The organism is Butyrivibrio sp., from assembly GCF_024699075.1.
This window is the reverse complement of the sequence record NZ_JAILQF010000164.1, coordinates 1-14,606: the sequence shown is the minus strand read 5'-3', so window position 1 is coordinate 14,606 and position 14,606 is coordinate 1. Positions and strand designations below refer to the sequence as shown.

The following is a 14,606-nucleotide window of genomic DNA, read 5'->3' as shown; positions in this document are numbered from 1 at the left end:
AAAAAATATATTGTCTTCTGATACTGCGAACACCAAAACGCATATTATTATTACAAAAGCATTAAATGACAGGTATTCTACATCTTTAAACATATCAATATTAAAATGGTTTTTTATGTCAGTAATCATGTAGTCCATAAAATAGTTAAGTTCATTTATACTTAAATATATTTACCTGTTAGCGTACATCTTCTGATAATACTTCTCGTAGTCACCAGAAGTTACATGCTCCATCCATTCCTGATTCTCAAAGTACCACTTGATTGTCTTGCGGATGCCTTCGTTAAACATTGTCTCAGGCTCCCAGCCGATCTCAGCCTTGATCTTGTCAGGTGCGATGGCGTATCTACGGTCATGACCCTTTCTGTCTGTTACGTACTTGATAAGGTCATAAGAAAGATGTGCCTTTCTAGGATCTGAATCATCAAGTTCTTCCTTAAGAACGTCGATGATAGTCTTAACGATCTCAATATTCTGCTTCTCATTGTGACCACCAACATTGTAGGTCTCAAAGAGCCTGCCCTTTTCCTGAACCATGTCGATAGCCTTGGCGTGATCCTCAACATAGAGCCAATCACGAACGTTCTTACCATCGCCGTATACAGGAAGATCCTTGCCAGCAAGCGCATTGTTGATGATAAGTGGAATGAGCTTCTCTGGGAACTGGTAAGGTCCGTAGTTATTGGAACAGTTAGTAATGTTAGCTGGGAACTTGTAAGTATCCATGTATGCCTTTACAAGCATATCTGAGCTTGCCTTACTAGCTGAATATGGGCTGTGGGGTGAATATGGAGTAGTCTCATAGAAGTAAGCATTTGGATCATCATCCAGAGAGCCATAGACCTCATCAGTAGAAACATGGAGGAATTTCTTGCCCTCCTTGTAACTTCCATCAGGAAGCTCCCATGCTTTTTTTGCCGCATTGAGCATCGTTGCAGTTCCAAGAACGTTGGTCTGAACAAAGACCTCAGGATTTACAATAGATCTGTCCACATGGCTCTCAGCCGCAAAATGAACTACTCTGTCGATGTCGTTCTCTTCAAAGATCTTGTTGATTGCATCTCTGTCGCAAATATCTGCTTTGATAAATGTATAGTTATCTCTTCCCTCTATATCACGAAGGTTCTCAAGATTACCTGCGTATGTAAGGACATCTACATTAATGATGCGGATCTCATTGTCATACTTCTTGAACATATAGTGAATGTAATTAGAGCCGATAAATCCTGCTCCGCCAGTTATTAAATAAGTTTTCATAGCTCTTTGTATGATATTTATGAATCTTTAGATCATACTATCCTTTCATTTTTACTTTATGTGCCATATGATTTAAATACACTGAATCCATTAAATAATAAATAAACTCTCACCTTAATCTGAACATTATGCTTTCTATATTGCATATCCATCATTTTCAATCTGTTTACATATCTTTTCAGCGACAGTTTTCCATGAATATTTCAGTAAGTACTTTTCTTTATCTTGTATCACTTTTGACCTCATTTCTTCGTTATTTATAGCCATATCCATTAGCTCAGAAAGCTCAAAAGCTGAATTAGCATTCAATAAATATCCGTTCTCACCATGAGTAATAAAATCACACATAGAAAAAGCATTTCTAGCTATAACAGGTAAGCCATATATTAAAGCTTCAGCAAAAACAATTCCATACGCCTCAAAAATAGAAGGCATAACAAAAACATCGCAAAGGTTGTAATACTTCGATAATTCATCTTGATTTTTTCGCCCTAAAAAATGAACGCCTTCCGGAATATCAATTGATAAAGGCCACTCCTTGGGACCAGCAATATAGAGTTCATATTTACCATTATTATTTTGATTAAGTATTTTAAAAGCTTCAACAACAAGCGGTCCGTTTTTTCTATCAAACTCCTTGCCAACAAACAAAAACTTATTACCACTTTTAAATGAATGATCTATTTCTTTTTCAGATATATTAATTCCACCACCAACTGGATGTACCTTTTCAGCTGGAATACCGGTATGATTTATAAAATCTTCAGCACACCAATTTCCCATAGTGAATATACCTTTGCATTCTTTGTAAAATCTCATAGCACGTTTATGACGAATACCTATGAGTGAATGTGATCTTTTTTTTCGAAGAGGAACATAATTACCAATTTCATCGCCAGATACAATGCTTCTCAAAGCATAATCTACTGAACAATCAACAAAAAGATATGTATTCTTAATCTTTTTAGTAATGCATTCATCGAAAACAATTATTGGTTGTTTATCACATTTGACACTATTAGAAACAATATGCTCTTGTATTAAATTATCAATATAATTGCAACCATCAATTGATAAAAATTTATTGGTTCCTCGAATAAAACGAATTATTCCTTTCTGAATCGCATTATATTCTATCGGTATTTCATCAATTTGATTAGGTTTTAAAATCATTAAATTTGATAAAATACCATATGGAGTACCAGACCATGTATTTTCTTTTTTTCCATCCCATCTTCTAACAAAAGCTATTTTCATCATATGACTCCTATTTAAATACTCATAAAGAATTTATCACTTATATATTAGGATTTATTAATTTCAATTGATGCCTTAGTCACAAAACATAATTTACACCAAAACAACCTCAGTTTAATAATATTCATACGCTACATAGATAACCATTGGTATTTAAGTTTTTTCTTAAAATATCCCCAAAATTCTAATACTGATTCTTCTTTCAAACAAACCAAAATTAAAATATAGACACATATACATGAAGGAATAACACAAATCATTCTAAATATTCCTGGCTTCATAATTATAGTAAAAATATATCCAGTTAAGCCCATAGTTGATGAGGCAATACCTACATTTATAAAGACTCTTTTTACTATATTTTTTTCTAAATACATTGAAATATCTTTTGCTTTTAAGTAACAAAATAAAACAACAAACAATTCAGATATGGCTGTTGTTATTGAAGCACCAACAAAACTAAGCTTTTGAATAAAAAATAAGTTTAGAACAACATTTAAAGCTGCACTTACTATAGTAGCTTGTAAATTAATTGATTCCCTTCCAAGAGTTACATTCAAACATGCAGTCAAAAGTCCACCAAAAATAGCAAATATTAATGATAATGCTAGTATCTGTAATGCAGGCGTAGCTTCTAAATATTCACTTCCACCCATAAGCATCATCACTTCTTTTGATACCAAGATCAATCCGACTCCTGCTGGAATTACAATTATCGATAACGCTTTCCACATTCGAGTATATAATCGCCTATATTCTATTAGTTTATTTTCACCCGCGTAGCTTGCAAGTCGTGGAATAGAAACAGCATAAACTGCTACTAACATAGTTTTAATAATAGAATAGATTTTTACTGAAACTGTATATAAACCTACATCATAATCATCTTTTATCCAGCCCAACATCGTAACATCAACATTTACATATATAGATACAGCAATAGCATTGGCAAACAAAGTTAGTAGAGGCTTTAAATGCTTTTTCCATTTAGGGGTAATAGTAAATTTGATTTTTACGTATTTTCTACAATAAAACCAATTACTAACGCAAATTATCATATTTGTAGTAACAGCCAAAAAAGCGTAAACAATATAATCGTTGGAAGTTCTTACAAACATAAAAAGAATTAGCATACTCACTATATGTGCTACTATACTACGTATAGTTATAAAAAAATAATCCTCAAATACTTGATTTAACCAATCAATCCCAAAGGTCGTAAATATAATTGACAAACTATTAATTATCAATAAGATCCTGTAATTACTAAACTTATCCACAAGTAATAATGAAATAAATAATAAAAAGAATGAAAAAGCAGAGGTGAAAATATTAATAGAAAACAATTCACTTACAAATTTATCCAACTCTATTTTATCATTTCTTATCTTAGATCCCTCGCGAGTGCCATAAGTTGATATCCCCATCATAGCTATTAGACTAAAATAACTAATTATAGATTGACTGTATGATACCTTACCTATATTCTCTGCCCCAAGAACTCGTAAAGCATATGGGTAAGTAACAATTGGAAAAAGTATTGATAATCCAGACTTAATAACATTCAAAATGGCATTAATACCAATTTTTTTATTATAATGCATATGACACTCCTATAATATAATTTAATACTCTTAAATTTTTAGTGCTTTGTAATAAACATACTCAAAAAAAGCCCAATATATAGGCAACATGATACTTCTTTGAATATCAGTAATAGAAAGTGATATCTGGCATATTATCATATAAGTTACTAGCCCTGCTAAAAGCGGTATCATTTTCTCATTGTATTTTTTTGCTCTAGATATGCAAATACAAATAAATATATAGATTATTCTAATAATCGGAATCCCAGCAAAAACAAAAGAAAACATTCCTGTTTTTAAATAAAATCCATATAATCCCAAATCTGAAAAAACATATTTCCCTACTGGACCATATAATATGTAATCCCAATTTTCATTTACGCCGCCTCTAACGTATCCCATACCAAATAAAGGATTTTTCGTATAAATAGAAGTAAAATACTCTATTGCCTCTAAACGAACTCTTGTGGAAACTCCTAGGGAATTGCTGATATCAAAAGATTGTATAATTATGTCAAATATTCCATGTTGACTCATAATAGCAATTGCAAAACCCAAAGCTATAATAAATATCATTTGAGGGCCAACCCCTTTTCTAATAACTAATATGGTCACAACAACTGCAGAAATAGAAGCAATCATCTCCATTCTAGTTCCAGACATTGTAAATAGAAAAATTAAATAGTAACAAAATATAAGTAATGGTTTTATTTTTTTTCTTGTCAAACAAAGCCATAAATTATAAATTAGTATAATTCCTCCAAAAGCTGGTGGATCAAATCTGAGATGACCAAATCTACTAGCAAGGTTAAAAAGATTTATCGATGCAACCAAATACAATACATTTACAAAAACATATATAGTTATAACTATGACTAATAGTATATTTAATTTTTCAAAAATAATCTCTTCATTTTTGTTACGAAAAAAAACATATATAAACGCTGGTACTAGAAAAATATAATACTGGCCTTCAGACGTTATTATAATATCAAGTATTGATTCACCATATTTATTCATACTCCATAACGATATAATTAACATACAAACCCAAAAAGCAAATGCATAGTAATCAAAAAAGTGAATGCATTTTTTGGTATATGTCCTAAATCTAAACTTATTTGTTATATAAAAAACAAAAGACAGTATAGAAAAAACAAATATTAAAAATCGCCAGTTGCCTAAATCACCAATAATAGGTGCCATACTTACAAACGATATGCAACTTGTACTTAATAAACTGTATATCAAAAGAACAGTAATAATTATTTTCGACAAAGATGTCTTCATTAAAAACTCCTACAACACTTTCTAAGTAAAGTTTTAAATTCAAACTGAAGTTCGTAGATTTTAAATATTAAATCAGAAACTAGTATTAGTAGTTTGCTGGCTGATCTATACTTTGTGCAACAAAGCCTGTGGGAATTATAAAGCATTTTGACATTAGTATTTGTTCTAATAGCTTGGTTTATAGTCTTCCCATGATTATGAAATACCGATATATCACTGTCGTAATACATACTATATCCTTTTTGGGCTAATCTTTCCGACAAAATCATTTCTTCAGAATACAAAAAAGATGAATTATCAAACATTCCCACTTCATAAAACTTTTTTGTATCTACTATCAAAAAGCATCCCATTACCCAGTAATAAGTACCCTTATCTGCATTATAAACAATATCATTAACATACTTCTTTAATCGATTACTAAATATAAGATTTATATTGTACAAGATCAGTAATTTCCAAATTGGCAACTTTTTTCTTGGAGACTGACCGACTTTACCATTAATATCAATTATTTTTGGCCCAACTGCAGCTATTTTATTATCTTTTTCAAAAGCTTTTAAATAATTACTAATCCTTAATTTGTCCATTAGCAAAATGTCATTATTAGAAATCAAAAAGAATGGAACATTTATTTTTTCGGATTTTATGATAAAGTCTACACCTAGATTATTTGCCCTGGCATATCCTGAATTTTCTTTATTTTGTAATGCAAATATCATGCATCCATTGTATTTAAATCTATATATTGTTTTACACTCAGCATATGTGGTGCTAAAGTTCTGACATTTTCCATCAAAGCAAAACTCATCAAAAACAATATTATAATTCTTATCTTGAACTGAATTATCGACAATCACAAATACTACGTCTTGATAATCTATTACTTTCTCGCAAAATAGTTTAATGTAACTACATGTTTCTTTCATAGATTTATAGTCAACTACTATAACACCTAATTGTTTATTCATTTTAATCTCCATTAAGATAATCAATCCAATACTGAGCAATAATAGCAGGTGAAAAATCGTCATACCTATCTAATGCTGCTTGAGAATACACATTATAAATATTTTCGTCATCCAATATTCTAGAAATACTAGAAGCAAACTCATCAGTATTAAATTTATTAACAAGAATTCCGCAATTATTATTTCCTAATATTTCAGATGGACCATTATTATTAAAAGCAACAAATGGAACTCCATATTTCATTGCTTCTACTAAAGTCAATCCAAATCCTTCCCACTTAGAAGTCGATATAATTAAATCTGCATCCTTATAGTATCTCTCAAGATTTTTTTGTTCTCCTAAAACATTGACTACTTTATCTAAACCATTTTTACTAACAGAATTTTGTAAAAATGACATATCCGGTCCATTACCTATAATTTCAAAAGTATAATTATGTAATTTACATTTTTCTATAATCTCGATTAAATAATCTAATCCCTTTTGTTCTCTTACAAGTCTTCCGACAAAAATGATCTTTTTATCAATCTTCTTTTTCAAGGAAATGAGAGGTTTTTTTTCTCGAAATTCATTTAAATTCTGTCCAACGGAAACTGGATTATATATACATGTTGCACTAATTCCAAGTTTTTCTTTGTATTTTTTTTCATCTTCCTTAGTAAGCACAATGCAACCGTTTAGTTTAGATAAATATTTTATAGCTAAACTTTGTTGTTTCCAATAATACCTATGTGGTGTTTCGAAATATGCTTCAAAAGTATTGTGCTGCCAACCATAACATTTAGGTTTTAATCTTTCAGAAACTGATCCAAGCAATATACTAAGCTTTAACTGAACAGCTATAACTAAATCAAAATTCTTTGAATTGATATAATCAATTAGATATCGCTGATCTTTTTTTGTGATGTACATAAATTCAAGTGGAATAATATTAGTCATGCCGAAGATTTTTTTATTTAAAACCCTTAACATTTTTTTTAAATACTGTTTACTATTGATTTTTTTTAATTGATCAGGATTTAAAATATCTACTTTTGAATCTAAACTATATATATTACGATCTATAGTTATTCCTTTTTTTATGCAAATCACACTAACATTATTTTCACTAGCTAATGCACTTGCCAGAGTGCTAACTACCCTCTGGACTCCACCTATTCCAAAAATATCTTCTGTAATAAAAGCAATATTCATATAAATTATTTATCCAGTTCTTCTTTTTTATGTCATCCCCAAAATGTTTGAAAATTATTATATAGTGCTTTTCACTTCCTCTAAAATCTTCTTAGCAAGAACATCCCAAACAAATTCTTTTTCTATCAATGATTTGGCATTATCTGCAACTTCTTTAGCAAACTCACTATCATCTAAGTATTTTTGTGTAGCTACCGCCCACTGTTCAACATCAAACTCTTTAACAATCTGACCAGTATTTTTACCATTAATTAAAACTGAAGATCCGCCATTCCAACTTGTTACAACAGGAGCACCAAGGTACATAGCTTCCAGTAAAACCATTCCGTAAATTTCTAATTTAGAAGGAAGTAAAAATACTTTAGCCAAAGGGTATATGTACTTTAATTGAGAATTATCAACCTTTTCTAACATGAAAATATTCTCTCTATCATCATGAGAAAGTTTATTCATATATTTATTGACATATGATTTTTTGCCTTTACCGATAATAACCAATTTTACATCAGAATTTTGTTTTCTAACCTTACTATAAACATCAAGAAGGAAAGGGAAGTTCTTTCTGTCGCTCAATGCTCCTACATATAACAGACATTTGTTACTATTCATATAAGACATTAGTTCTTTTACTTCACTAGTTATCTCAATGTCTGCATCAAACCTTTCTATATCCAAGCCTACACCAAGAACTTTCAAATCTGTAAAGCCTTTATTCTCCAAAAACTCTTTCGCCAACTCGGATTTTACAAATTTATGTTTGAGCCCTTTATTTATTTTTTTTGAAAAAAGAGCATCATAGAATGGAGAAGCAAAAGGAATCTTAAACAAGTTATAGTATGGTCCAGAATACATTACAACCTTATCGGAAAACTTGCTTTGTGAAAAAACATATGTCATGTATTGGCCATACTCATTTGTTATAATAAAGTCGTACTTATCTAGGTCTTCTTTCAAAATATTTAAATTGATACCAGTCCTAAACCATCTAAATCTTTTTTTCTTTATAAACTTTAGTTTATGTCCGTTATACTCATAATAAACGGAACATTCTTCTTTTCCTTTAGTAAATGAAACAAAATCAAAATCATATCCCATTTTACAGAACGCTTTACCAAGTCCGAATCCTTGTACATTATATCCGTTCGGATTAAAATCTTGAGGCACTGTTCTAACAAATAGAATTTTATTACCCATTGAAAAATCTCTCCTAATTATTTATCGATAAAATAAAAGAATTCATATCTTAACTATTATTCTTATTTTCAGATAATGTATCCTCAATTTTTCGAAACAATCTTAAGTTTTACTAATATACGCTTAATCTGTTGATTTATATATGTTCTAGTAAGACTTGCCTTTACAGCATTGTCGTAATTACTTGTTTTTAATAAAACATTAAAGAACTTATCATATTTTGTAGGTTTTATATACGGATGTTCCAATTGATGGTTATGTGCAACTGCATTATCCAGATTAACATCAATAAGTTCGATTCCGGAATCTTCTAATAAGTTAAGTCCTTTTTCTGTTTGGCAAAGCATGAGAGAAATACCAGCCTTGATCTCTTCTGCAGACAACCTACTCCCCCAAGAATCTCCAATTGTTATATCTGTAACTCTTTCTATCTTTGCATAGTTGCATGAGTAACAATTTTCTGTGAAATTGATACCATTTAAAAAAGCTAATAAGAAACTATCATACACCCCAGGTGTGTCCAATCCTTGTCCGTTCAGCATAATTCTATAATTATTATTATCTCTAAATGCAAGGTGCTTTACATCAATGATATTTCTGTCTTTGTTTTCAAGAAACATAGTTATATTTCTAGGTGATGGACTTCCGTGGCAAATAAGATCTACAAGATATAAATTTTCCTCTGCATTTTTTTCGCCTACAAATTTCTTTAATGCCGCAGCGTGGCATGGTAATCCTATAAATAAAACCTTTTTGTTATTTAAAAGATATCCTTTTATTTTTTTATAAATACCAGTTGGATTACTTTTAACATATTTGGACCCAGAAAAATGTTCTACATCTTCTAATGATTCGGCAAAATCGTATATAAATTTTCCATTTCTAAATATGCAGCTACATACTATTCCGCCGTTTGCTACAAAATATTTAGCAAGTGCTGTTGCTACTCCACCTGAAGATGATTTCAAGCGTTGTTCTTTATCTTTTGTCCATCCCTGATACCAACTTTCAGGCTTCTTTGAAATAATAGGTGAATTATTCTGGCAAATTTTATGACAAGCATTGCAAGAAACGCATTTTTCATTATCAATTACAGCATTATATGCTTTCAATGAATCCTTGATCGTTATTGCATTTTTACTACAAACTTCAAGACAAGCTGCGCAACCCGTACACTTATTTAGTTCACATACTGTAGATTGCAATGATTATTCCTCCATAATCATAGTTAATTTGGTATATGTATGTTTTTTACGCACTATACTTATTAACTTTACTAAATAAATAATCCAAAGACTGATTTTTCATATCTGCAATGACATTATTTACCTTTTCATATTTAATATCATTTTCTAGAATTCCAATAAGATTTGTATTAGGATCTGTTACAATCCTGCTCTCCAGATCAAACATCTTTAAAAGAGATTTGACTTTACTGATTCTATTCGGAAAAGTTGCATATACAGCAAATGGCTTATTGTATTTAACAGCAAATGATGTACCATGGAACGTTCCAGTTAAAACTGTCTTCGCATGCTCAAATAAATATATCCATTCAAAAGGAGATATATTAACAGTATCAGTAGAACTATACCAATTTCTATATTCACCTGCTCCGAGAATATTCAAATTATTATCATTTGCATACTTTACTAGTGTTTTTATTTGATTCTCGTTGAGAACACAGTCATAAATCAAAATATAATCTTTTTGAGAAACAATTCTTTCAACCTTTTTACTACATTCTGATTTATATTCATACAAAAATACAGGATCTAATACTCGGTTTACTTTTTGATGTGTTAGTTCATATGCAAGTTGCTCAGTAACGTCATCTCTTACAGCAATAGCTTTGAGATTATTTAAGCCTTCAATTATTTTGGGATCAATATCTTCATTATATTTGCTATTTCCTGCACTAGCAGCATAAGTAATGGCATTACCATTCAATCCATATCCAAACTTTACAGGATCATATGCTATATCATTATAATTCCATACTTCATCACTACCTATAATAATTAGATCATAACTATTATGATCAATTTCAGATGAACTTTTAAAACGCTGACTGTGTTTCAAACTATTTTCATATTTTAAAAAAGTAAAAAATAAACCAACTCTTCCAAAGTAACCTGAAAGTGTATCGCCTCGGCTGGCCTTAAAACCAAAATAATGAATACCGTTCTTATATTCGTGCTTACCAACTCTATAATCTATAATTTCAATCTGTGCATTTGGATACTTATTCTTCAATGTATTTATTAATGAATAAGCCTGTAAGTAAGCACCAAAATTTTTAACATAATGATGAGTTAATATTCCTATTTTCACTATTTATCCTTTCAATTGAGGCTATATAAAAATACTTTTTACAAAACAGATTTATATATGTTCATCAACTGATTATAATTGTCTTCTGGAAGATACTTATCTTCAAAATCCTTACGTGCATTTTTTCCCATTTCAATGAGTTTTTCTGGCATGTTCCATAAATGTTGAATCTTTCTAATAAAATCTTCAACATCTCCCAGCTCAAATTTAGTACCGTTATATCCTTCTTTAATTGCTTCTTCGGAGAAACCTAGATTAGTAGCAACAAGAACTTTTCCTAAAGACATGGTTTCTATCTGAACCATAGAACAACCTTCATACCAAATCGAAGGAAATACTACAAACTCAGAATTCTTTACGATTTTTAGACACTCTTGATGAGCTGTATATCCTAAAAAATGAACATTATTCTTCTTATCAGCCCATTCTTTAAACTCATCCTCGAGCGGACCACTTCCCATAACTACAAGTGGCAAATCCAAGATTTCCCATGCTTTCATAAGAACTCGGATCCCCTTTTCTTCACCGATTCGACCATAAAATACAACATAACGTTCTGGTAGATTAGCACTTTTTCCATTATTGATTTCTGGTAACGCATCAGAGACAAAATTATATTTCTTTACAATTTTATTCTTATCAAAGCCTATGCCTTCAAGGAGTTTAATCTGATTATCATTAAGACAAATATACTTATCTATTTGTTTATAAAAAGAGCGCCTTATTCTATGATATTTAAAAATGAATGCAACTATTAAACTCTGAATCTTAGACCCTTTAAAGCATCCGTACCTAAACATCCGGAAATAATGTCCATCACCACATTCATTACAAATTGTTGTACCTCGTAATGATGTACAACAAGGGCAAATAAATCTGGTATCATGAAGTGTAGCTACAACTTTACATCCGTTACGTTTTGCCGCATACAGTACTGAAGGAGACATTAATGGAAAAAATGTATGAACATGAACTATATCAGGCCTTTCTTTAGAAATAATATTCTCAACTTCCCTATAACATTTAAATGACCATAGCATTCCAAGACATGCTTTGATCTTGCCAATAACACCCGCATTATCAAAGCTATCATTGGAAATCGTATATCTTATTACAGTATATCCATGCTCCTCTAGTAGCCTTGCTTCATCTTTAAAGACCTGATCATCTCCACTTGATGAGCCTTTCCTGTGTAAATTATGCAAAACTAGGATTTTCAAAATCTATTCCTCTTCTTTATATCAAGCACTCTTTATTGAACTTATTGCTATTGATGAAGCTACTCTTGACGTTGCTTCTGCATTTATAAGTACTTCTTCATATCTGTTACTTATAAATTTCCAGCTGTATGCCTCTACTATTCTTTTCTTAGCTTTCTGAGCCAATAGAGATATATCTTCTTTATCGAGATTATCCGATTTATTAAATAATGCAGAAAGATTACCTTCTTCCTTATTCCAATAAAGTGCCCCATCTTCTGCGCATTCCTTATTAAAGCCTACATCTAAAAGAAGATTAAGATCAGTTGCTCCAAGAGCTTCCAATAAGCTTGGATTTGTTCCTCCTACAGAGTGTCCATGTACATATCCATAAGCGTTCTCGCGTATCTTCTTGAGAAGTTCCTGATTATATACTGTTCCAACAAACTTAATTCTTGAATCCTCACTAAAATTAAGTCTTTCATCAAGTTCTTTTAGGAATGCAGCATTATTTGTTGTAATAATAGCAAGATCCTTTTTGCTGTCACTTTTCATGAACTCACGTATAATCGTTTCAAAATTATTCTCAGGAACAAATCTTCCTACCATTAAGTAGTATTCCTTAATTCTTAAATTGTGCTCATCATACCAATTTAATAATTCAGGTGATTCATTATCTAAAGTGCTTGGCTTAGTCTCTGCTCCATAAGCAATATATGTTGTTTGAGGATTATACTTTTTATATGTTTCCTGAATATATTTTTCTATATTTTTAGAATCACATATAAGAAGATCGGCATACTTAACCATAAGAGCTTCAGATATTCGCCAATACTCTCTTACCGGCTTACTCCACTTTGCTCTCATCCATTCATGACCATCGGGATTTACGAAAACTTTACCACCAAGTCTATGTATCTCATTGACATAATGTGAAAAGAATGGTCCAATTCTACATGCAAGAACATAAACAATTGGATTTTCTATATTATTTTCCGCTATATGTTTAATGCAATATTCAAGTGCTCTGCAGTCATATATTATTGCCTGTGCAGATCCTACTTCAGGAACCTGAACCTTAAAGCAATCCGCATTATGATACTTAAATCTTAAGGGCATAGCATTAAGCTCTGGTGACACACCATCGCCATTTGCTTTACATGCTATGTGATATTTAATATTTGCATTATTCTGATGATACTCTGTTAATTTATCTAAAAAAGTTTCATACCCGCCATATGAACCAGGTATCCCTTTACTTCCAACAACATATACATGCTGCATATCCAGTCCTCCACTTTAATACAAGCCATCAAACAACAATCATTTATTACTTAGATGGTTGATCACCATATCCATACTCTTTGCCATACTTATAGTATCCATAGCTATTCTTACTCTTATCCACCTTATTAAGAGCAACTCCAAGTACCTTACAGCCTGACATTTCGAACTTCTCTATAGCCTTTTGAGCTGTTTTAAAATTTACTTTTCCAGACTCTATGATGAATACAGCTCCGTCTGCGCTTGGAGCTACTATTGCTGCATCAGTAACTGTTCCAATTGGCGCTGTATCAATGATCACCATGTCATAATCAATTCTAAGATCTTTAAGAAGTTTTGAAAGCTTCTCTGTAGAGAGGAGTTCAGTTGGTGCCTTGGTTGAAGGTCCTGTTGGAATTACGTAGAGATTCTCGAAGCCTTTAGCCGTGTTATGGTAGATGATATCATCTTTATCACACTGTCCTGACAGATAGTGAGTAAGACCAAATTTCATTTTGCCTGATATAAGCTTCATATTAAGGATTGACTTTCTAAGATCAGTATCTACAAGAACTACTTTTTTACCAAGCTCTGCAAATGACTTTGCTATCTCAATTGTGATAGTACTCTTACCTTCATTGGTCATAGTACTTGTGAAGAGGACAGACTTAATGTTGTCTCCTGCAAATGTGATGCTGGTTCTTAAGTTCTTAACTTCTTCTGTCATTCCAAATGGTAGCTTTTTGTTTTCTAATTCAATATCTATCATAGCGACTCCGATTTTCTTTATTGCCATAACAAGGCTTTGAATATTTTTTATATATTTTCAATCTTATTGATATATGTACATATCAATAGAGATCTATTTATATCTCGAAATTTTCCCTAGAAAAGGCCGACTTTAACCTAGCACTACCGATTTTTACCTTCAAAAATCAGTAGTGCCTGATAGTTTTATCACGCTCAGTAACTGTGATTAGTTCTTTTTATCTTTTTTCAGGGAAATAAATGTGCAGGTTACGCAAGCTACTGCGATTACGGCGAACAGAATTACGAATAC

General features: G+C 31.2%; 12 protein-coding genes. All 12 read right to left on the bottom strand.

Annotated features, from left to right (window positions below; genetic code table 11):
- Window positions 1-171: 171 nt before the first annotated feature.
- Window positions 172-1,257, bottom strand: a complete 1,086-nt coding sequence (rfbB, locus tag K6G87_RS06420) for a dTDP-glucose 4,6-dehydratase (protein ID WP_296835093.1) — start codon at window positions 1,255-1,257, stop codon at window positions 172-174.
- 135 nt (window positions 1,258-1,392) lie between these two features.
- Window positions 1,393-2,514 carry a glycosyltransferase family 4 protein gene (locus tag K6G87_RS06415; RefSeq protein WP_296835091.1) on the bottom strand — a complete coding sequence of 374 codons (1,122 nt, stop codon included), beginning with the start codon at window positions 2,512-2,514 and terminating at the stop codon, window positions 1,393-1,395.
- 131 nt (window positions 2,515-2,645) lie between these two features.
- Window positions 2,646-4,118, bottom strand: coding sequence for a flippase (locus K6G87_RS06410; RefSeq protein ID WP_296835089.1), 1,473 nt, complete (start codon window positions 4,116-4,118; stop codon window positions 2,646-2,648).
- Between the two features lie 30 nt (window positions 4,119-4,148).
- Window positions 4,149-5,120 carry a hypothetical protein gene (locus K6G87_RS06405; protein WP_296835087.1) on the bottom strand — a complete coding sequence of 324 codons (972 nt, stop codon included), beginning with the start codon at window positions 5,118-5,120 and terminating at the stop codon, window positions 4,149-4,151.
- Window positions 5,121-5,389: 269 nt separating this feature from the next.
- Window positions 5,390-6,361, bottom strand: a complete 972-nt coding sequence (locus K6G87_RS06400; protein WP_296835085.1) for a hypothetical protein — start codon at window positions 6,359-6,361, stop codon at window positions 5,390-5,392.
- Between the two features lies 1 nt (window position 6,362).
- Window positions 6,363-7,556, bottom strand: coding sequence for a glycosyltransferase (locus K6G87_RS06395; protein WP_296835083.1), 1,194 nt, complete (start codon window positions 7,554-7,556; stop codon window positions 6,363-6,365).
- A 57-nt stretch (window positions 7,557-7,613) separates the two neighbouring features.
- The gene (locus K6G87_RS06390) at window positions 7,614-8,750 is read right to left on the bottom strand and encodes a glycosyltransferase family 4 protein (RefSeq protein ID WP_296835082.1); all 1,137 of its coding nucleotides are present in this window, start codon (window positions 8,748-8,750) and stop codon (window positions 7,614-7,616) included.
- Window positions 8,751-8,833: 83 nt separating this feature from the next.
- Window positions 8,834-9,955, bottom strand: a complete 1,122-nt coding sequence (locus K6G87_RS06385; protein ID WP_296835080.1) for a Coenzyme F420 hydrogenase/dehydrogenase, beta subunit C-terminal domain — start codon at window positions 9,953-9,955, stop codon at window positions 8,834-8,836.
- Window positions 9,956-10,001: 46 nt separating this feature from the next.
- Window positions 10,002-11,084, bottom strand: a complete 1,083-nt coding sequence (locus K6G87_RS06380; protein ID WP_296835078.1) for a polysaccharide pyruvyl transferase family protein — start codon at window positions 11,082-11,084, stop codon at window positions 10,002-10,004.
- A 38-nt stretch (window positions 11,085-11,122) separates the two neighbouring features.
- Entirely contained in the window at window positions 11,123-12,304 is a 1,182-nt protein-coding gene (locus K6G87_RS06375) for a glycosyltransferase family 4 protein (protein WP_296835076.1), read from the bottom strand.
- 21 nt (window positions 12,305-12,325) lie between these two features.
- Window positions 12,326-13,567, bottom strand: coding sequence for a beta 1-4 rhamnosyltransferase Cps2T (gene cps2T, locus K6G87_RS06370; RefSeq protein WP_296835074.1), 1,242 nt, complete (start codon window positions 13,565-13,567; stop codon window positions 12,326-12,328).
- A 46-nt stretch (window positions 13,568-13,613) separates the two neighbouring features.
- Window positions 13,614-14,315 (bottom strand): CpsD/CapB family tyrosine-protein kinase, encoded by a 702-nt coding sequence (locus K6G87_RS06365; RefSeq protein ID WP_296835072.1) that lies wholly within the window; start codon window positions 14,313-14,315, stop codon window positions 13,614-13,616.
- Window positions 14,316-14,606 lie beyond the last annotated feature (291 nt).